The sequence below is a fragment of the Paenibacillus pinihumi DSM 23905 = JCM 16419 genome (assembly GCF_000422505.1).
GTDB lineage: Bacteria > Bacillota > Bacilli > Paenibacillales > Paenibacillaceae > Paenibacillus_D > Paenibacillus_D pinihumi.
The window spans coordinates 60,686-80,788 of record NZ_AULX01000025.1; the positions used below are offsets into that span (position 1 = coordinate 60,686).

15 protein-coding genes are annotated in these 20,103 nt (G+C 49.1%); 12 read left to right on the forward strand and 3 right to left on the reverse strand.

Annotated elements, in window-relative coordinates:
- Positions 1-21: 21 nt before the first annotated feature.
- From H583_RS0108610 to H583_RS0108670, 12 genes are all read left to right on the forward strand, one after another.
- The gene (locus H583_RS0108610) at positions 22-1,629 is read left to right on the forward strand and encodes an ABC transporter substrate-binding protein (RefSeq protein ID WP_028560117.1); all 1,608 of its coding nucleotides are present in this window, start codon (positions 22-24) and stop codon (positions 1,627-1,629) included.
- Between the two features lie 62 nt (positions 1,630-1,691).
- Positions 1,692-2,615 carry an ABC transporter permease gene (locus tag H583_RS0108615; protein ID WP_245585878.1) on the forward strand — a complete coding sequence of 308 codons (924 nt, stop codon included), beginning with the start codon at positions 1,692-1,694 and terminating at the stop codon, positions 2,613-2,615.
- On the forward strand, positions 2,612-3,478 hold the full coding sequence (locus tag H583_RS0108620; RefSeq protein ID WP_081667056.1) for an ABC transporter permease: 867 nt from the start codon (positions 2,612-2,614) through the stop codon (positions 3,476-3,478). The genes H583_RS0108615 and H583_RS0108620 overlap by 4 nt, the downstream gene beginning before the upstream one ends.
- The gene (locus H583_RS0108625; protein WP_245585879.1) at positions 3,475-4,230 is read left to right on the forward strand and encodes an ABC transporter ATP-binding protein; all 756 of its coding nucleotides are present in this window, start codon (positions 3,475-3,477) and stop codon (positions 4,228-4,230) included. The genes H583_RS0108620 and H583_RS0108625 overlap by 4 nt, the downstream gene beginning before the upstream one ends.
- A gap of 2 nt (positions 4,231-4,232) precedes the next feature.
- Entirely contained in the window at positions 4,233-5,018 is a 786-nt protein-coding gene (locus H583_RS0108630) for an ABC transporter ATP-binding protein (RefSeq protein ID WP_028560121.1), read from the forward strand.
- Complete coding sequence (locus H583_RS0108635) at positions 5,002-6,066, forward strand: aminotransferase class V-fold PLP-dependent enzyme (RefSeq protein WP_028560122.1); 1,065 nt, start codon at positions 5,002-5,004, stop codon at positions 6,064-6,066. The genes H583_RS0108630 and H583_RS0108635 overlap by 17 nt, the downstream gene beginning before the upstream one ends.
- Entirely contained in the window at positions 6,063-7,199 is a 1,137-nt protein-coding gene (locus tag H583_RS0108640; RefSeq protein ID WP_028560123.1) for an amidohydrolase family protein, read from the forward strand. Before H583_RS0108635 ends, H583_RS0108640 begins: the two co-directional genes overlap by 4 nt.
- Before the next feature lie 223 nt (positions 7,200-7,422).
- Entirely contained in the window at positions 7,423-7,890 is a 468-nt protein-coding gene (locus H583_RS0108645; protein WP_245585880.1) for a GNAT family N-acetyltransferase, read from the forward strand.
- Positions 7,891-8,249: 359 nt separating this feature from the next.
- A complete protein-coding gene (locus H583_RS0108650) occupies positions 8,250-9,806 on the forward strand; it encodes an ABC-F family ATP-binding cassette domain-containing protein (protein WP_028560125.1) in 1,557 nt (518 codons plus the stop codon).
- A gap of 470 nt (positions 9,807-10,276) precedes the next feature.
- Positions 10,277-11,143: a PhzF family phenazine biosynthesis protein gene (locus tag H583_RS0108660; RefSeq protein ID WP_028560126.1), complete on the forward strand. Its 867-nt coding sequence runs from the start codon at positions 10,277-10,279 to the stop codon at positions 11,141-11,143.
- A gap of 727 nt (positions 11,144-11,870) precedes the next feature.
- A complete protein-coding gene (locus H583_RS0108665) occupies positions 11,871-13,610 on the forward strand; it encodes an alpha-glycosidase (protein WP_028560127.1) in 1,740 nt (579 codons plus the stop codon).
- 506 nt (positions 13,611-14,116) lie between these two features.
- Positions 14,117-16,267: an alpha-amylase family glycosyl hydrolase gene (locus H583_RS0108670; protein WP_028560128.1), complete on the forward strand. Its 2,151-nt coding sequence runs from the start codon at positions 14,117-14,119 to the stop codon at positions 16,265-16,267.
- Positions 16,268-16,371: 104 nt separating this feature from the next.
- On the opposite strand, the gene H583_RS0108675 is transcribed toward H583_RS0108670, so the two are convergent.
- The 3 genes from H583_RS0108675 to H583_RS0108685 all read right to left on the reverse strand — a co-directional run bounded on the left by H583_RS0108675 (position 16,372) and on the right by H583_RS0108685 (position 19,886).
- The gene (locus H583_RS0108675; protein ID WP_028560129.1) at positions 16,372-17,217 is read right to left on the reverse strand and encodes a sugar ABC transporter permease; all 846 of its coding nucleotides are present in this window, start codon (positions 17,215-17,217) and stop codon (positions 16,372-16,374) included.
- Positions 17,214-18,527 (reverse strand): carbohydrate ABC transporter permease, encoded by a 1,314-nt coding sequence (locus tag H583_RS0108680; RefSeq protein WP_028560130.1) that lies wholly within the window; start codon positions 18,525-18,527, stop codon positions 17,214-17,216. The genes H583_RS0108675 and H583_RS0108680 overlap by 4 nt, the downstream gene beginning before the upstream one ends.
- Before the next feature lie 78 nt (positions 18,528-18,605).
- On the reverse strand, positions 18,606-19,886 hold the full coding sequence (locus tag H583_RS0108685) for a sugar ABC transporter substrate-binding protein (protein WP_028560131.1): 1,281 nt from the start codon (positions 19,884-19,886) through the stop codon (positions 18,606-18,608).
- Positions 19,887-20,103: the final 217 nt, after the last annotated feature.

Genomic DNA, 20,103 nt, shown 5'->3' on the forward strand with positions numbered 1-20,103 from the left:
TAAGATAGGGGAGTGTTAGACGTGTTAAAGTACAAAACATCTTTAAAGAAAACATTAGCGATAGGCATGTCGGCAATTGTATTGATGGTACTGGTTGCCGGATGCTCTGGAGCCAAGAATACACCCGAACAAACGAACAAGCCCCCGCAAAATACGAACCAGGGCGCAAATCAGGGCGAGCCTGCAACAGGAGGCACCTTCGTATACGGGCGGCCTGCTTCCGTGACTTCATTTGATCTGCATAATCAGATTACAGCGAACAATGCGTTTGCGATTGACAAAGTATTTGAGTCGCTCGTTACCTTCGATAGCGACGGCAAAATCACAGATTGGCTAGCCAAGTCCCACAGCATCAGTGAGGATGGATTGACGTACACATTTGTGCTACGTGACGGCTTGAAGTTCTCTAATGGAACGGATGTAAAAGCTGAGGATGCCGTATTCTCCATTAACCGGCATTTGAAGGTTGGCGGTCCGCTTGCGATTGCGGCCAAGATTGAAGAGGTTAAGGCTGAGGATGAGCATACGCTGGTGATCAAGCTCAAGGAGCCGTACACGCCGTTTATTTCGGAGCTTTCCAACTTCTCCAATGGGATTATCCCGAACAACTTCGGCGGGGCTTCCGAGGAAGAGTTCTTCAAGAAGCCAATCGGTACAGGACCATTTGTTGTTGAAAAGTGGGACCCGGCAGGCGATGTGACTTTTGCAAAGAACACAAACTACTGGCAGGAAGGCAAGCCTTACATTGATAAGCTGGTCTACAAGCTCATTCAAGATGACAGTCAGGCAATCAACCAGCTGAAAGCGGGAGAAGTAGACGCAATAGAGTCGCTGGCACTGCAAAATGCCAACGAGATCAAGAAGGGGCCGGAGACTACTGTTGTCACCAATGGCAGCTGGGTCACTGAGCAGTTGTTCTTCAATACATTGGACAAGCATTTCTCCGATGTTCATGTGCGCCGTGCCTTGGCCCTGGCGGTCAATCGGGACGGACTGACCAATGCGCTCACGTTCGGCTATGCGAAGACGGCGAATTCCTTGCTGCCGACAGCGATTCCTTACAATGCCAATGATACGGTCAAACCACTGAATTTCGATGTAACGGCAGCCAAGGAAGAGCTTGCCGAATCGGGCTTCCCGAATGGCTTCTCGACGAAATTGCTGGTCGCTTCCGGCAACAGCACCAGAGCACAGGAAGCACAAATTATCCAGGCGGCAGGCAAGGAGATCGGCATTAACATTGAGATCGAATCCATTGAATTGGCTACGTTCCGCGAGCGGTTCTTTGCCTATGATTTCTCAATTATGTTGAACAGCGGCCAAGCGGATTCACCGGATGCGAATTCGATTATTGCATTCCAAACCGATCCGGAAGGCTTCAGCAAGTCTTACTGGACACATTATACGAATGATGAAGTAACCAAACTTCTCCGTGAAGGGCAAAAAACATTGGATGGAGACGGGCGTGCCGCTGTTTACGGCAAGCTGCTGCAAATCCTTGCAGATGAAGTACCTTACATTCCGCTCTTCTATCCGGATATTCTGAAAGGTGTTCGTTCTTCCGTGGAAGGCCTGGTTGTGTTGCCTAACGGCAGCCTCCGCCTGGAGGACGTCCGGCTTCAGAAATGATGAAACTAAGCAAAGCGACAATGAAACCGGCAGGGACCAAAAGCTCATACAGCTGGCTTATCATGGCGATTGTCAGAGCCGTAATCGTGATTTTCTGTGTGGTGACAGCCGTTTTTTTCATCATTCGGATCGTACCGGGCGACCCGGCCAAAATGATATTGGGAGAGTACAGTACGCCTGAGGCCCTTGAGCGCATGCATCATGCGCTCGGGCTGGACCTCCCTGTATGGGAGCAGTTCATCCGGTTTGTGAAGACGCTGTTCACCCAGGGAGATACTGGCAATTCCATTATTGCCGGGACCTCCACCAGAGAGCTGGTTGCCGAGCGGGCTCCGGTTACACTGCTTCTGATCGGGATGGCTTGTGTTTTGGCGGTGGTGATCGCCCTATTGCTGGCTGCGGTTGCCGCTACACAAAAAGACAAGCTGCTGGATCATCTGATCCGTATTTTTCCTACAGTTACTTTGGGTATGCCAATCTTTTGGGTTGGCTTACTTTTAATTCTGGCGTTTAGTGTCCACCTGCGCTGGTTCCCTGTTGGGGGAATCGGGGAAGGCTGGAGCGGGACGCTGTACAGCCTGACGCTGCCGGCGATAACGGTGGCCTTCTCGCAGACACCGACTTTGATCCGGTCCTTGCGGGTACAGATGATTGAAGTGCTGGAATCAGATTTCGTTGTCACCTTGAAGGCTGCGGGAATACCGGGGAGAATCATTCTGTTCAAACATGTGCTCCGGAACGCCGCTCTCCCTACCCTGATGCTGCTTGGGGTCAATATTTCGTATCTGATCGGCGGCACATTGGTCGTGGAGCAGGTATTTGGCATCAAGGGAATTGGCAGCCTGTTGTTCACTTCCATTTCCAATCGGGATTTTCCGGTCATTCAAGGAATCGCCCTCTATTGTGCGATTGGTGTAGTGATTATCAGTCTCCTGATTGAGATCATTTCCTGGCTGCTTGATCCCAGAACGAAAGGAAAACCATGAAACCTATAACAGTAAACCCTCAACTGCATGAGGATGGTCAAAGTACGAGCATCATCAGCCGAATTTGGCGTATCCCGGCGCTTCTGGCGGGGGGCATCATGCTTGCGGTGCTCGTTCTGCTGGCTATATTCATTCCGTTTATAAGTCCGCATGATCCTACCGGGCAGGATTTGAGCGCATTTTTGCAGCCTCCATCGGCCAAGCATTGGCTGGGTACGGACCAGTTGGGACGTGACTTGTTTACGAGGCTGATCTATGCGGCGCGGACAGATTTAACCATTATGGTGCTGGCTGAAATCATCCCTTTTTGCACAGGTGTGTTACTGGGCATGATTGCAGGGTATTACGGCAAATGGCTCGATTCAGTCATATCGCTGCTCACGGATACATTTATTGCTTTTCCGTTCTATTTGATTGTTATCATCGTGGCTTTTGCCAGCGGAGCCGGACAGCGGGGAATTTATATCACCTTTATGCTGGTAGGCTGGATTGTATTTGCCCGTGTGACCCGGGGCCTGACTGCATCATTTCGCCAGCAGGAATGGGTCGCTTCCGCTCAAACGTTGGGACTGCCGGGCATCAGGATTATTTTGCGCCATATTCTGCCCAATGTACTGCCTCAGGCGATTGTTGTCCTGATGACCGATATGGTCGGGCTGCTTGTAGCCATTGTGACGCTCGGGTATCTGGGCATCGGCATTGCGCCGCCGACACCGGACTGGGGAACGATGATTTCGGATGGACAACCGTTCATTACGACAGCATGGTGGCTCTCGGCAGTCCCGGGACTTGCGGTCGTCTATGTGGGTATTGCGCTGTCCCTTGTAGGTGACGGACTGGCAGACCTGTGGAGGAAAAAATGATGGCAATACGTCCAGTACTTGAAATCGACGCCTTGTCGCTTGCAGCCAAATCAAATAAAAAATTAGTCGACAATGTCAGTTTTTCATTAAGCAAGGGAGAAACTTTGGGATTAGTAGGCGAATCCGGGTCGGGAAAATCGCTCACGCTGCGTGCGATTCTGGGCATTCTTCCGCGCGGTATTGAGCAGGTCGGGGGAACCGTTAAGAATGAAGAACGCAGCGCGATGGTTTTCCAGGACCCCAGAGGGTCGCTCGACCCGCTCTGTCCTGTAGTGAAGCAGCTGACGGAAGTTGTATACTACCGGCAGCGGTTAAGCCGCAGGGCTTCGCGCAAGGCAGCGCTGGAATTGCTCCACATGCTCGGGCTGCCGGCTTCCCTGCAAACCTCCGACCGCTATCCTAGCCAGCTGTCAGGCGGGCAGTGCCAACGGGTCGTCATTGCAATGGCTCTGGCATGCAAGCCTGGCATTCTGCTTTGTGATGAGCCTACAACAGCACTGGATGTAACCGTGCAAAAGCAAATCATGGAGACCATCTCGGCATTGCAGGTAGAGCTTGGCTTTGCGATGGTGTTTGTGACGCATAATCTTGCCATTGCGGCTGCGATGTGTTCGAAGCTGTGCGTGATGAAAGAAGGGAAGATTATTGAGCAGGGGAATACCCTTAGCCTGCTGCAAAACCCGCAAAACCCATATACACAAATGCTGATGAACTCGGTGCTTCCGGTACCGGAGCTTGAAGGGAGCGATTAAAGATGGGAGCAGCCCTGCAAGTCAAAAATATCTCGGTCCATTATGGCGGATTTACAGCACTGGATTCCATCAATCTGGATTTGCCGAAGCATACCACGCTGGGACTTGTGGGCGAATCCGGCTCGGGAAAGTCCACTCTGGCACGGGTTATTGCCGGGCTGGTTGTCCCTAATGAGGGACAGGTTTTACTGGGACCGGAGCTGCTCAAGAGGAAGAGAAGCCGCGAGCAGCACAAAAAGATCCAGATGATCTTTCAGAATCCGGATGCGTCGCTTAATCCCAAGCATTCGATCAGGCAGATTCTTTCCGAGGCATTATTGTTTCACCGTATTGTAGATCGTGCTCAGGTCGGGACACGCTGCAAGGAGCTGCTGGCCCGAGTGCATATGGATGAGAGCGCCTTGGACCGTTATCCCCATCAGTTTTCAGGCGGCCAGCGGCAGCGGATTGCCATTGCCCGGGCTTTGAGCGTAGAGCCAAGTGTTCTGATTGCAGATGAACCAACGAGCGCGCTTGACGTGTCTGTACAGCGCAGTGTGCTGGACCTGTTCAGCAAGCTGAAGTCTGAGCTTGATCTTACCCTGCTGTTCATTTCCCACGATCTTGGGGTTATTCATGAAATCAGCGATACGGTAGCGGTCATGAAGCAGGGAAGGCTAGTTGAGATTAATGATAAGGATCAATTCTTTTCCCGCCCTGAAACGGCCTATAGCCGCGAGCTGTTATCTGCTGTCCCGAGAATGCCGAATCTAAAACCATCAGGAGGTTTCCATGAGCCAAGAACATAAAGGATACGTACCGCTTTCGAGACCGGAATGGGATACCCTTACCCGTCAGCTCTCCAGTCTGCTGTCTACACAGCACGCTCCGGTCATCATTCCCGGGGAGGCCATCCTCGGCATTGAAGCCGTGGCAGCCGGGATATCCGCACCTGGAAGAACGATATTGAACGTGGTAACCGGCCCTTACGGAACCTTGTTTGGAGAATGGCTGGAGCGCGGCGGCGCAACTGTTGTTGAAGTTGAAGTTTCTTTTGATGAAGTGGTGACAGCAAATGCTGTTCAGACGGCGATTGAGAAATACAGCCCGTGTGCCCTGTCATTTGTACATGCTGAAGTGGTGACCGGGGGATCTAATCCAGCTAGAGATATCTTGAAGATTGCGCGCGGCTTCAATCTGATCACCGTCATGGATTCGGTGTCCGCGGTGGGGGGAGAGGATCTGCTGGTGGATGAATGGGCCGCCGACTTTGTAGCAATAGGGGCGCAAAAGGCATTGGCCGGTCCAAATGGCGTCAGTGCCGTCAGCATCTCGCCGCGCGGCTGGGAATTTCTCGAAACGAACAGCCATGCGCCACGCAACTCGATTCTGTCCCTGCTGGATTTGAAGCCAAACGCGAAGGGTACAGCGCCGCTGCGGGTGCCGCCCAACATTCCGGCTTTGGAGGCCAGAGCTTTAATCACAGCCTTGGAACGGGTTGAGGAGGAAGGACTGGAACAGCTCATCCGCCGGCATGAACGGGCGGCAGCCTCTGCACATGCGGGAATCAAATCTCTGGGACTTGAACCTTGGCAGAAAGACAGCCGGTTCTACTCAACGCTGACGACAACCGTGCGGATTTCCGGGCATGACAGCTTGCGGATTGAACAGCCGATTGGCATCGTGGCCCCTGGTGATGGCGAATTATTCGGTCAATTGCTGCGAATCAATCATTTTGGAGTGAATGCTTCCCGTCAAGGTGTAGAAGAAGCTATCCGGACAATCGCGCAGCTTCTGAATCAACAGCCGGATCACGCAATCCGGGCTGTCGCCCAGGCCTGGGGGCAGGATACATGATTCTCAAATCTCCCCAGTCCAAAACCTTTCGTCATGTCTATATTGCGGGGATTCCCGATAAACGGTTCGACATCTCGATTCAGAATGGGCGATTTGCATCCATCACCGAATCCAATCCGCACCCTGCGGAAGTTGTGGATGGGGTTCAAGATCTATGGATAAATCCGGGTGTGATTGACTTGCATACCCATTTGGCTTGGACAGATTTTGACCACGATGATCAATTGAAGCGGGACCCTCATGAGGTTGAAGTGATGCAGGCCCAGGCCTTTGAAGCAACCCTGCGCACCGGTGTCACGACAGCGAGGGATGCGGGCGGACTCCCGCCAGCTGCCGTCCGGCATATCGCAGAGCACTATGGGCCGTCTCTACGGGTGCAAACCAGCACCGATATGCTGGGAGCCGCCGATTCCCGTGGGCTCCAGCATTTGGAGCAGCGCCTGAAGGGGATTTTTGAGTCAGGTGCACAGTGGGTCAAAATTATGGCCACAGGCGGTCTTGGAGCACCGACGGAGAAGGTGGCTGATCCGAACTTTTCCGAAGAAGAATTCCACTTCATTGTCCGCCATGCCCATGCCCATAACAAAAAGGTCATGGTGCATACGTGGGGCGGAGTGACGATAGACTGGTCTGCTGCTGCCGGGGTCACTTCAATCGAGCATGGCATGTTCTTGACGGAAGATCAGGCGGGCAGACTTGCAGAAGCCGGGGTTGCTTTTGTGCCTACTGCCTCGATCTATCGCATTGCGGCTGATCCCCGCGGCGTGCTGGCGCTGCCGCAGGTGATTTGCGACCGGGCTGCCCGCGCTGTTGAGGCTCATCCGAAGGCCATTGAATATGCCAGAAAGGCGGGAGTCCGCCTCGGATTCGGTACGGATTACGCAACACCTGCCTTGCATGGACATAACCTTCAAGAACTGGACACTTTGACAGACTACGGGCTAACTTGGTCGGAAGCGTTGAAGTCCGCCACTTCAACGGCTGCCGAAATTCTCGGGAGCGGCTACGAATTGGGGAGAATTGCAGAAGGCTATCTGGCAGATGCGATTATTTTTGACGCCGACCCTTACCGGGCGAAAAATGCAGATGAGCTGCAAAAAAGCATCGTTACCGTCATTACCGGAGCTGTGTAAGCATCAGGCTGTCGAGATTTTTCTCGGCAGTCTTCTTCATGTTCAAGCTTATTTTATCGCTAAAGCCAAGGTGAAACTTTTAATACCTCCTGCGTTCAATCTGTAGCCTTCAATCCGTTCTGCTGTTATAGTGTGGAAAGGGTAAACTGAAAGCTGCCATGAACAAAACTTTAAAACGGTGCAATTGTGAATTGCTTCAGATATAACGAATGGGGGAGAGCACTTGATTCATATTGTGGAGTTAAATCAACGCATGGACTTATTTGACGCCGCTGTCAGGATGGTTTGGGAGCAATGGGGCAGCGAGACCAACTATAATTTCTATTATGACTGTATGAAAAACTCGTGTGACACCGCGAGCGAATTGCCGCGATTTTATATTGCACTGCAAGAGGACAAGACTATAGTAGGGACGTATGCTTTATTGACGAACGATCTGATCAGCCGTCAGGATTTATTTCCCTGGTTCGCCTGTCTATATGTGATTCCTGAATGCAGAGGCAACAGATTGGGGGCGCTTTTGCTTCAGCATGCCCTTGATGAGACAGCAAAGAAGGGATATCAGAATCTGTACCTCTCTACGGATTTGGACGACTATTATGAGAAGTACGGCTGGAACTACTTAAATGAAGGGTATATATTTAACGGCGACTTAACGAAAATATACGTGCATCCAACAAATGCATTGTAAAATATTATATAGCTGTTCGGATTTCCAGAGATAAGAATAGATTTTAGCTGCCGGCCATGAACTGGGCATTGAGTTGAAAACGCGTTAACGTTTATAATATAACGATAAGATTATACAAAGAAAAGGGGCTCCATTTAAGAATCAGCGGTTGACCACTGTAAGTAGCTTGAGCGGAGAGAAAGAGGGAGGCTGGAGAAGCGTAGCGTTCGCCTTTGTTCGCGGATTTCGACCACGTACAGGTAGAAATACAGGAAATCCGGGAACAACAGCGATCGGAAGTCCCCTCTTTCTCGCAGCGTAGCTTCAGCGTTCCGTGTCAACCACTGATTTCGATTTTGAGCCAGAAAAGGTGCTAACTAATGAGTATTTTGAATGTAGAACGACTGAGTCACGGCTTTGGAGACCGCGCCATCTTCAATAACGTATCGTTTCGCTTGCTGAAAGGCGAGCATATCGGCCTTATTGGAGCTAACGGCGAGGGCAAATCTACTTTTATGAACATCATTACGGGCAAGCTTCAGCCGGATGACGGGAAGGTGGAATGGTCCAAGCGCATGCGTGTCGGCTATCTGGATCAGCACGCTGTATTGACCAAGGGACTGACGATTCGCGATGTCTTGAAGGGAGCTTTCCAGTACCTGTTCGATATGGAGCAGGAAATGAATGACATGTACGGCCGGATGGGCGATGTCACGCCGGAGGAGCTGGAGCAGCTGCTTGAGGATGTGGGTACAATCCAGGATACGCTGACGAACCAGGATTTTTATCTGATCGATGCCAAAATTGATGAAACAGCACGCGGCCTCGGTCTGACCGATATCGGTCTGGAAAAGGATGTTACCGACTTGAGCGGCGGACAGCGTACGAAGGTACTGCTGGCAAAGCTGTTGCTGGAAAAGCCTGAAGTTCTGCTCTTGGATGAGCCGACCAACTACCTGGACGAGCAGCATATCGAATGGCTCAAGCGCTATTTGCAAGCCTACGAGAATGCATTTATTCTGATCTCGCATGACATTCCGTTCCTTAATAGTGTCATTAACTTGATCTATCATATGGAAAATCAGGAACTGAACCGTTACGTTGGGGATTACGAGCATTTCCAGCAGGTTCATGAAATGAAGAAGCAGCAGCTGGAGTCGGCCTACAAGCGCCAGCAGCAGGAGATCGCCGACTTGAAGGATTTCGTGGCACGGAATAAGGCGAGCGTAGCGACGCGGAATATGGCGATGTCCCGCCAGAAGAAGCTCGACAAGATGGAAGTCATCGAGATTGCCAAGGAAAAGCCGAAACCGCAGTTTAACTTCACCCCGGGAAGAACGTCCGGCAAGCTGATTTTTGAGACGAAGGAGCTTGTGATCGGTTATAATGAGCCGTTGTCCCGTCCGCTTGATCTGCGCATGGAGCGCGGCCAGAAGATTGCGCTTGTCGGCGCGAATGGTATCGGAAAAACGACTTTGCTGCGCAGTATTTTGGGCGAAATTCCGGCGATCTCCGGTTCGGTTGAGCGCGGTGAGCATCAGCAGGTCGGCTATTTCGAGCAGGAATCCAAGGGAGACAACTACAATACCTGTATCGAAGAAATCTGGAATGAGTTCCCTTCCTTCACGCAATTTGAGGTCCGCGCCGCTCTGGCAAGATGCGGTCTGACAACCAAGCATATTGAGAGCAAAATTACGGTGCTCAGCGGAGGAGAGAAGGCGAAGGTCCGCCTGTGCAAGCTGATTAACAGGGAAACGAATCTGCTTGTGCTCGATGAGCCGACGAACCACTTGGATGTTGATGCCAAGGATGAGCTGAAGCGTGCTCTGCAAGCCTACAAAGGCAGCATTCTGCTTATTTCCCACGAACCTGAATTTTATCGTGATGTCGTGACGGAGACATGGAACTGTGAATCCTGGACGACAAAGGTATTTTAATACGCGATGCCAAAAGCCTCCCCATTCATTTTTGATTGGGAAGGCTTTTTTGGTGCTCCAATGTCAGCAGAAGCCTCAAGAGGACAGAATTCTGAGAATGGTCTTGTATAAAATTGGGAAACAAAAGATAATGCCAGCTTCAGAAAGAGCTGTCCCAAAAGCCCGTTCGCTACGATATTCCGACTCTGGAGCAGCTAACAAGTCCGGATTATTTTGATTTAAAAGGCAGTTCAGCGTACTTTTACAGCGGGTCAATCATTCAGTATATCGTCGAAAACCACGGAATGAAGGCATTGAATGCAATCATTCGGAACCCGGAACAGGATCAGGTAGAAATAATATTGAACACATCCATTACGGCTTTTTACGAAAAGTGGAGGATGAATTTGCAAAAAGGCCAGTAGATTTCATCGTTCTGTCTTGAGGAGTATCTTAATCAGATTTGGTAAATTTATATCCGGGGGGTCAATATGAAAACTATAAAAGTCTACCATTACGATGCATTCAGCAACATACCGAATATGGGCAATCCTGCAGGTGTCGTCCTGGATGGCGGCCATTTCACGGGAGAACAAATGAGAGAAATCGCAGAGAAGGTAGGTTTTAATGAAACCGCCTTTCCGCTTCCGTCTGCCGTGGCTGATCTCAGAATCCGCTATTTTACCCCCGGCCATGAAATTAATCTCTGTGGCCATGCCACAATGGCAACGATTTATGCGCTGGCAACCAGAGGCTTACTGAACGATAAAACAGATTTCACAATCGAGACAAAAGCAGGGATATTGGGGATCAAATTGACATCGACTGACGGAATTTATATTACAATGAACCAGGCAGCCCCTCAATTTCAAGCTTTCAACGGCTCCGTGGAGCAATTGTCTCATGCCATGGGAATTGAGGTGAGCGATATAGAGACGGAATTGCCGATTGTGTATGGCAGCACGGGGACATGGACACTTCTGGTTCCTGTGAAAAGCCTCGACGCGTGTGAGCGAATGACGCCCCGGAACAAGCGTTTTCCGGATATTTTGGAGGAAATGCCGCGGGCATCGGTGCATCCTTTTTGTATAGAAACCTATGATCCTGATGCGCATATGCATGCCCGACACTTCTCCTCCCCTTTCTCGGGTACCATTGAAGACCCCGTCACGGGCACGGCCTCCGGGGTAATGGGCGCTTATTATGCCAAATATATAAAACCGGCAGCGAATTTAAATCTTGTCGTGGAACAAGGACAAGAAATTGGCAGGGATGGAAGAGTGCAAGTAACCGTAACGAACGGGGAAGAAATTCAAGTGACGGGGAATGCGGTGTATGTTGGAGAATTTGAGGTATAAACCGGTAAAAGGATGGATTACATGGACAGCCGTGAATTGCTGTTTTTAAAGAGCTCATTTTTTAATGTTTAACTTGTTCGAAATATAAAATAATAACATGCTTATAGGAACTAAAAAGAAAATATATGGACTTTTAATATAACCTAGCGGATATGCAGTACCTATAACCAAACATAAAATTCCTAAAAATGTAAAAAAATTAGATAATTTTCTATTATTCATTTTTGTCTCCACATAGAATTTATTAGGGATTAATTCATGATAATTTCTTGCTAATTAAACTGGCAAAGCAACTTATAATAATAACGATTTACCAATATACTCTAATACCTTTTCTCGAAATTATGATTATTAGTAATCTGTCTAGTAATGATATTAGTGAGGCGATAAATCAATGAGTAAAAGTTGCTTCATTTGATTGTTATTCAATAGAGGATAATAAGACGACACATAAAATTATACATTAATTCAATAAAAAAGGAACAAATAGTGCTTCAGTAATTTCCGAAAATGAGTTGCGTTGCTGTACATTTTTCCCCAGTCTGAAGATTTCATATAATCGGGAAGTTCATCCTAGTTTCTCACCGTCCCTTATTGCACAGCACCGTATTTTCAAGTATAATGACCTCAAACATGAAGGCAATGTAACCAGAAGGTTCAACCTCGCTTGGCAAGAGAGGGTGGACCTTTTTTTGCGTTCAAATGATTCAAAAGGAGCTGGTTGGAGATGTTACTGGAAGCGCTTTATCACCGGATCAAGCAAAATTGGTCTTATGCTTACGACGAGAAAACACTTCATATTCGCCTGCGGTCCAAGAAAGATGATTTGACGAATGTTATCCTGCACTATGGGGACAAGTACGGCTGGGAGATGACAAGCGCTGAGGTGCCAATGACAAAATGGGCATCGGATAGCCTGTTTGATTACTGGGAAGCTGCAATCGAGCCCCGCTTCCGCAGAACCATTTACTATTTCCAGCTCCATGACCACGAACAAACGGTTTACATGCTAGAAAAAGGCTTCCTCGATCAGAAGCCGGCCATCGTATACGAAGGTCTGTATGATTTTCCCTATATGAACCGGGTTGATATCATTACCCCGCCCGCTTGGGTGAAAGACGCTGTCTTCTATCAAATATTCCCTGAACGGTTCGCCAACGGTGATCCCGGCAATGATCCGGACGATGTCCTTCCATGGGGAGGAACACCTACGCCTTCCAATTTTTTTGGCGGTGATCTTCAAGGGGTAATGGACCATCTGGATTATTTATCTGAGCTCGGTATTAATGCCATCTACTTTACGCCGGTATTTGAGGCCACGACGAACCATAAATATGATACAAAGGATTATTTCAAGGTCGATCCCCACTTCGGTACCAATGAGAAGCTGAAGCAACTGGTTGACGCCTGCCATGGCCGCGGAATCAGAGTGCTGCTGGATGCGGTATTCAACCATTGCGGCAAGACCTTTCCCGCATTTGTCGATGTTATGGAGAACGGTGCCGCTTCCGCTTATGCCGATTGGTTCTATGTACACAGTTGGCCCCTTGAGGTAAAGGACGGCATCCCAACCTATGAAACCTTTGCGTTTGAGCCCATCATGCCGAAGTTGAATACTGAAAATCCTGAAGTGCAGCAATATTTATTGGATGTCGCCAGGTATTGGATTGAGGAGATTGGCATTGATGGCTGGCGGCTCGATGTAGCCAACGAGGTGGACCATCAGTTCTGGCGTGAATTCCGCAAGACAGTGAAATCCGTCAACCCTGATGCGTATCTATTAGGCGAAATTATGCATGATTCGATGCCTTGGCTGCAAGGCGACCAATTCGATGCTGTCATGAATTACCCGTTCACGAATGCGCTGCTGAACTTCTTCGCCCGCAAAACAACAAATGCGGAACAGTTCTCCCATGCGATTCAAGCTCAACTGGCCAGCTATCCGCGGCAAATCACGGAAGTGTCCTTCAACCTGTTGGGCAGCCACGATACGACCCGCCTGCTGACGTTGTGCAAAGGCCATAAGGAATCACTCATGCTGGCTTATTTATTCGAGCTTACCTTTTACGGAGCGCCGTGTATCTACTACGGCGATGAAATTGGAATGGATGGGGAGCATGACCCTCTGAACCGCAAATGCATGGAGTGGGATCAAGGCAAGCAGGATCTTGCGCTGTTCTCATTTTTCCGGAAAGCGATTCAGCTGCGCAAGCAATATCGTGCTCTGCGAACAGGAGGGCTGCGTTTCTACCCTCAAGCCAACAAGCAGTTGCTCGCCTATGAGCGATGGGACGATGAAGACCAGTTGTTGATTATAATGAACAATTCCGGCAGTGCGGCCCAGTACAGCAAGGACATCAACAGCGGGGAATGGACCGGTATTCTCGCCAGCCATGAAAATGTATTGAAGCGTACCATTGAAATTCCTGCCTATGGCTATCTGATTCTAAAATCACTTAAAAGTTAACCGTTTGTAAATATTGACAAACTATTCTGACTACTCTTAAAATATAGCTATAAATTTGGCTCCATTTAAGAATTAGCAGTTGACCCCTATAAGTAGCTTGATCGGAGAGAAAGAGGGAGGCTGGAGAAGCGTAGCGGTCGCCTTTGTTCGCGGATTTCAATCACGTACAGGGAGGAATACAGGAAATCTGGGAACAACAGCGATCGGAAGTCCCCTCTTTCTTGCAGCGTTGCTTCAGCGTTTCGTGTCAACTATTGATTTCGATTTTGAGCCATTAACAATTTAAGGGCCATGCTTTTTTAAACCGCCTTGGTTTGAAAACAACCCCGGAATCTCAAATATTTGAGAATCTCGGGGTTGTTTTTATTGTGAAAAAATTGCCTTTCTAAAAGAAAGCACTACTGATTATGCTTGTACTCCATATGGGAGGTGATGCAGCAGGCTGCTGGCAGCCATGTTTTCTTGAATCGCGCACAAGAATATGAAAAACGAAAGGTGGACCAACCATGATCGTTCGCACTTCCCGCATGGCTCTGAAATTGTTGCTCGCTGCTGTATTATCGTTCGGATTGATAGCGCTTTCGGGCTTGCCTGCTGTTCAAGCTGCGCCGGATACTTCTGTACTCAACCAACAAAACTTCTCCACAGATGTGATCTACCAAATTGTCACGGACCGTTTTCTGGACGGAAACCCGGCCAATAATCCGACCGGAGCCGCATTCTCGCCCGGCTGCCAGAATCTCAGGGTGTATTGCGGCGGGGACTGGGCCGGTGTAATGGCCAAAATTAATGATAATTATTTTACGGAGCTGGGCATTACCGCACTATGGATTTCACAGCCGGTAGAAAATATTTACGCCGTCATCAACTACTCCGGTGTAAATAATACCGCCTATCATGGCTATTGGGCACGTGACTTCAAAAAGACGAATCCCGCCTTTGGAAGCATGACGGATTTCCAAAATCTCATTCAAGCGGCGCATGCCAAAAATATTAAGATCATCATTGATTTTGCCCCGAATCATACCTCGCCTGCTTCGGAGACCGATCCGGCATTTGCAGAAAACGGAAGACTTTATAACAATGGAACGCTTATGGGCGGTTATACCGGGGATACCAACGGCTACTTTCACCATAATGGCGGAACCAGCTTCGCCACAATCGAGGACGGCATCTATAGAAACCTGTATGACCTTGCAGACTTCAATCATAACAATAATACGGTAGACAGCTACTTCAAAGAATCAATCAAGCTTTGGCTGGATATGGGGATTGACGGCATACGGGTAGATGCGGTGAAGCATATGCCTTTTGGCTGGCAAAAGAGCTGGATGTCAACCATTTATAGCTATAAGCCGGTGTTTACTTTCGGAGAATGGTTTCTTGGCGTCAATGAAATCAGTCCGGAAAACTATCATTTTGCCAATGATTCCGGCATGAGCCTGCTCGATTTTGAGTTCGGCCAGACGGCGAGACAGGTCTTCCGGGACAATACCGCAACGATGTACGATTTGGATGCCATGATCAACAGAACAGCCTCTGCCTATACGCAAGTTGCAGATCAGGTCACCTTTATCGACAACCATGATATGGATCGCTTCCACACCACCGGAGCTTCCGCCAGAAGACTGGAACAGGCCGTTGCCTTCACACTTACCTCCAGAGGCGTGCCGGCGATCTATTACGGGACGGAACAATATATGACGGGCAATGGCGACCCGGATAACCGGGGCATGATGACCTCCTTTAACCGGACATCAACCGCATACAATCTGATTAAAAAACTGGCACCGCTGCGGAAATCAAATCCGGCTATTGCGTACGGAACGACCCAGCAGCGCTGGCTAAATTCTGATGTCTATATCTATGAGCGCAAATTCGGCAATAACGTCGCCGTAATTGCCATCAACCGCGGATCAGCACCTGTAGCGATTAGCGGTCTGGCAACTTCACTGCCTGCAGGCACGTATACGGATGTGCTGTCGGGCTTGCTTAACGGCAATAGCATTTCTGCATCCGGCAGCGGGGCTGTCAGTACCTTTACACTGGGAGCAGGAGCTGTTGGCGTGTGGCAGCATACGACTGCCGCGTCCGCTCCGGCAATTGGCAATATCGGTCCTGATATGGGCAAGGCCGGAAATGTGGTCACGATCGACGGGCGCGGATTTGGAGCTGCCAAAGGGACCGTATTATTTGATGCCACTGCGGTTACGGGTGCCAATATCGTTTCTTGGGAAGATACACAAATCAAGGTTGTTGTGCCTGCCATTGCAGCGAAAAAATATCAGATCCAGATACGCACGGCTGCTGGTGCCAGTAGCAATAGCTATGCCGACTTTAACTTGCTGTCTGGCGATCAGGTGACTGTACGGTTTGTCGTCTCCGGCGCTACGACAATTCCGGGAGAGAGCGTATACCTGTCCGGCCACGTTGCAGAGCTGGGGGTATGGGATACGGCCAAAGCTGTCGGACCGATGTACAATCAGGTTCTGTATGCTTATCCGACCTGGTACTATGATGTGAGTGTTCCAGCCAACACCACTCTGCAGTACAAGTTCTTCAAGAAGAACGGGACGGCGGTTACCTGGCAGAGCGGCAGCAACCGTACCTTCACTACTCCGGCCAGCGGTGTTGCTACCGTCCATATCAACTGGTAACGACGGGCGGTTAACTAATGCTTGATGCAGGGCCCGATACTAGAAAAAAGAGCACTCGTCATTTGTTGACGAGTGCTCTTCGGCATGCAATCCTTTAATCTGTTTTATCCTTTCGATGCGCCAGAAGTGAGTCCCTGTACCAGAAAACGCTGGAGCAGTACAAAAAGCAGTGTAATCGGGACCGCAATCAAAACTGCGCCCGCCGCAAACAAGGTAAAGTTGCTGTTCTGAAAGTTGTTGACCAAATCCCACATGCCGACGGCAAGCGTCCAATTTTCTTTGCTCCGCAGCACAAGGCGGGCAAAGATAAAATCTACCCAAGCGCCGGTAAATGTCGTTAACGATACATAAGTGAGCATAGGACGCGACAAGGGAAGCATGATTTTAATAAACACTTGCAGATGGGTTGCCCCGTCAATCCGGGCGGCCTCGTCAAGGCTGCGCGGAATCGTATCATAAAAGCCTTTTACAACAAACCCTCCGAGCACGGAACCGGCAGAATAAACCAAAATAAGCGCAGCATGTGTATCCAGCAAATTAAGCTGCAAAAGCACGATAAAGATGGCTATCATACTCATAAAGCCCGGAAACATGCCCAGAACGAGCATTGTGGTCAGTGTTGCCTTACGGCCGCGGAACCGGAATCTGGACAAGGCATACATGCTAAGTGTGATCAGCAGGGTGGAGAAAATCATGGTTAAGGTTGCAACCTTAAGGGTGTTTATATACCACATACCATATTGAAAACTTTGATTCGTGAACAGTTCTATATAATGGCCAATTGTTATTTGATCCGGAATAAGTGACGAGCCTGCCAAGGAAGTTCCAGGACGCAAGGATGACATCAATACCCATAATGCCGGATAAATCGCACAGATGGCTATGATGGCCAGAATGATATAGATAACCGTTAATCGTATGGCAGTTGATGCTTTATTCCCCGTTTTCATTGGATCATATCCTCCTCTTTGTAGGATCTCGAACGACGGTAGCTCCAAATGGACAAGGAAGCCACGATTACGAAGATGATGATGCCAATTGCAGAGGACATATTATATTTGCTGTTGTTAAGGGTGAGCTTATACAGCCAGGTAACAAGCAGATCGGTGCTTCCTGCATACTGGTAGCTCCCATTAACCGGATCGCCGTTTGTTAGTAGAAAAATGACGTTAAAGTTATTGATATTGCCCGCAAACTGCATAATCAGGATGGGAGCAGTAGCAAACAGCACAAATGGCAGTGTAATAATCTTGAATTTCTGAAAGCCGGAAGCTCCGTCTACGTCAGCCGCTTCATAGAGGTCTTTCGGAATGGCGGTAAGGATTCCCATAATGAGAACCATTGAGACCGGAATGCCGATCCACATATTAACGATAATGACCGTTACCTTTGCCCAGGTCGGATCGGTCAGCCAGGGAAGCTTGCCTAAACCGAAGTAGCTTAAATATTGATTGATCGGCCCGAATTGCCCGTTAAACAGGTTCTTCATGACAAGCAGCGAGATCAGCTGCGGAATGGCATACGGGATAATAAAAATGGTGCGCCAGAATTTCTTGAACCGGACGCCTTTGGCCTCAACAAGCAGCGCAACAATCATGCCGCCGAAATAAGTCGTTACCGTCGCAATGACCGCCCAAATAATCGTCCATGTCAATACGCCGACAAAGGTGCTGCTCCATGTCTTGAGGGTGAGCAAATCCCTGAAGGTCTGAAAGCCTACCCAGTCCACAAGTGATTCCGGCGGAATATGATTGGGAGAGGAGTAGTTTGTAAAAGCCAGCAGAATCATAAATATGATGGGCATAATGGTGAGGAACAGAACGCCCAAAGCAGGGACAGACAGCATCAGGTATGGAAAATGCCGGTCCGTCATATTTGCCCAGGAGCTCCTTAGACCAGCTGCAGCGATCCCATTATCCCGCAAGCTGCCGGTATGGTAAGCATCTCGAATATTCAATATATAGGCCACGAGAACAACAGCAAATATGAAGATGGTAATCAGCCCGCTAATTAATAAATAAATCGAATGGTCGCCTTCAACAGAAACCATTATTTTGCCGACCTTTTCAAGGCCCTGTGTTTTCTCCCCGAGGGTGATAATTCCCCAGACTGCTTTCCCCAAATTCGGTATGAAATAGAGAAGAGCTGCCGCTTCGAAAGCTATAAGCAGCAGACCCTTTACAAATTGGCGGTTATATAATTGGCCAAGTCCCATCCATAGGACGGATAGAACAGCCGCCGTGCTGCGATGTCGATTCATCCGCCTGACTCCCTTCTCCTGTATATACAACATCGGTTCGCCCGCCAATAAACCGGCGGGCGGCCCGATGAAAGATGACTATTTTCCAGCCCCATTGTTGGCATCCCGGATCTGCTTCACAGCATTGTCCAGCGCCTCCTTCGCATCCTTGCCTGTATTCCATACATCAGAGAAAGCCGCTGCAATAGGCGACCACACATTACCCATTTCCGGAATCGAAGGCATTGGCGTGGATTGTTGGAATTGCTCCAGGAATCCCTTCACAATGTCATTATTTTGAACAGCAGGATCTTCTGCCGCCTCCTTATTGGAAGGAAGCGCTCCTGTCAGTTCATAATCCAGCAGCTGTGCTTCCTTGGTTGACGCAAACCTGGCGAAAAGCCTCGCAGCCATCGGATATTCGGAATAACGGTTCACATACCAGGCCTTAATGCCGGAGAAAGAGGAGGCAGTCTGACCATTAATAGTAGGGAGCGGCGCTACACCGAAGTCAATGCCTGCATCCCTGTAATCACCGAGTGCCCAAGGCCCATTAATATCCAGGGCCAGTGTTCCGGCTACGAAGAAGCCTTTCTTGATATCGTACGTAATATCTCCGGAATTCATGGGAAGCAGGCTGTTTTTCAAGGAGCCGTAATAATTCAAGCCTTTCACTGCACCCTCTGTATTTAGCCCGATATCGTCTTTGTCCTGCCCATGATTGCCGTAAATATATCCGCCTGTTGAAATGAACGGGTAGCTGAAGTAAAAGTTGGATACTTCCCACATCAATGCGAATTTATTATTTTTGACATCGTTGAATGATTTGGCGAACTCTACGATTTCATCGAATGATTTTGGCGCCTCCGCGATGAGCTTTTTATTATAAAACAAAGCATAGGTCTCTATCGAACGGGGGTAGCCGTATAATACGCCATCGTATGTAACGGCACTCACAGCAATCTCTGAGTTCTCGTCTCTGGATTGATCCTCATAGAAGTCATTGGGCAGAATTAAGCCGGATGTGACCGCTTTGCCCAGGTTATCATGCGGGAAGAGCACCACGTCTGCGCCAAGTTTGGCAGGACCATCGGTTGTCAGCTTCGTCACCTGATCTCCTGCGCTAACCTCTTCAAACTTTACTTCGATCCCATACTTTGCCGTAAATTCTTTCGCGATTGCCTCAACGAATGGGCGTTCCTCCTTGCTCTCCCAAACGAGCAGCTTAGCCCCCGGTTCAGGAACAATGTCCTCACCATCATCTGTCACCTGATTTGCCTGCGCCGTTCTTTGGTTATTAGGCGCCTCGTTGGACTTTGTACCGCAAGCGGAGACGACAAACAGACAAGCTATTAATACCATGACCCACCATGTCTTCATTTCAATAATCCCCTCTCCATTGTTGAACTCGAATACAAGCCCCGCATTCTTTGCTGCCGGCTATCGAGCAATGAATAACCTTTTTGCAACCAGATCAGCATCTGTAACAGCTTGTGTGCAAACGTTTGTTCAAAACTCGATAAAAAATAGCCGATTCACACCGTAAATCCCCATAATTTGTTCACTTCAACAAAGAACTTGATATGAAAGCGCTATA

Excerpts from the sequence above, each read along its gene's own strand:
- H583_RS0108615 (WP_245585878.1), top strand. The coding sequence starts at position 1,692 with ATGGCGATTGTCAGAGCCGTAATCGTGATTTTCTGTGTGGTGACAGCC.
- H583_RS0108620 (WP_081667056.1), top strand. The coding sequence starts at position 2,612 with ATGAAACCTATAACAGTAAACCCTCAACTGCATGAGGATGGTCAAAGT.
- H583_RS0108625 (WP_245585879.1), top strand. The coding sequence starts at position 3,475 with ATGATGGCAATACGTCCAGTACTTGAAATCGACGCCTTGTCGCTTGCA.
- H583_RS0108630 (WP_028560121.1), top strand. The coding sequence starts at position 4,233 with ATGGGAGCAGCCCTGCAAGTCAAAAATATCTCGGTCCATTATGGCGGA.
- H583_RS0108635 (WP_028560122.1), top strand. The coding sequence starts at position 5,002 with ATGAGCCAAGAACATAAAGGATACGTACCGCTTTCGAGACCGGAATGG.
- H583_RS0108640 (WP_028560123.1), top strand. The coding sequence starts at position 6,063 with ATGATTCTCAAATCTCCCCAGTCCAAAACCTTTCGTCATGTCTATATT.
- H583_RS0108650 (WP_028560125.1), top strand. The coding sequence starts at position 8,250 with ATGAGTATTTTGAATGTAGAACGACTGAGTCACGGCTTTGGAGACCGC.
- H583_RS0108660 (WP_028560126.1), top strand. The coding sequence starts at position 10,277 with ATGAAAACTATAAAAGTCTACCATTACGATGCATTCAGCAACATACCG.
- H583_RS0108665 (WP_028560127.1), top strand. The coding sequence starts at position 11,871 with ATGTTACTGGAAGCGCTTTATCACCGGATCAAGCAAAATTGGTCTTAT.
- H583_RS0108670 (WP_028560128.1), top strand. The coding sequence starts at position 14,117 with ATGATCGTTCGCACTTCCCGCATGGCTCTGAAATTGTTGCTCGCTGCT.
- H583_RS0108675 (WP_028560129.1), bottom strand. The coding sequence starts at position 17,217 with ATGAAAACGGGGAATAAAGCATCAACTGCCATACGATTAACGGTTATC.
- H583_RS0108680 (WP_028560130.1), bottom strand. The coding sequence starts at position 18,527 with ATGAATCGACATCGCAGCACGGCGGCTGTTCTATCCGTCCTATGGATG.
- H583_RS0108685 (WP_028560131.1), bottom strand. The coding sequence starts at position 19,886 with ATGAAGACATGGTGGGTCATGGTATTAATAGCTTGTCTGTTTGTCGTC.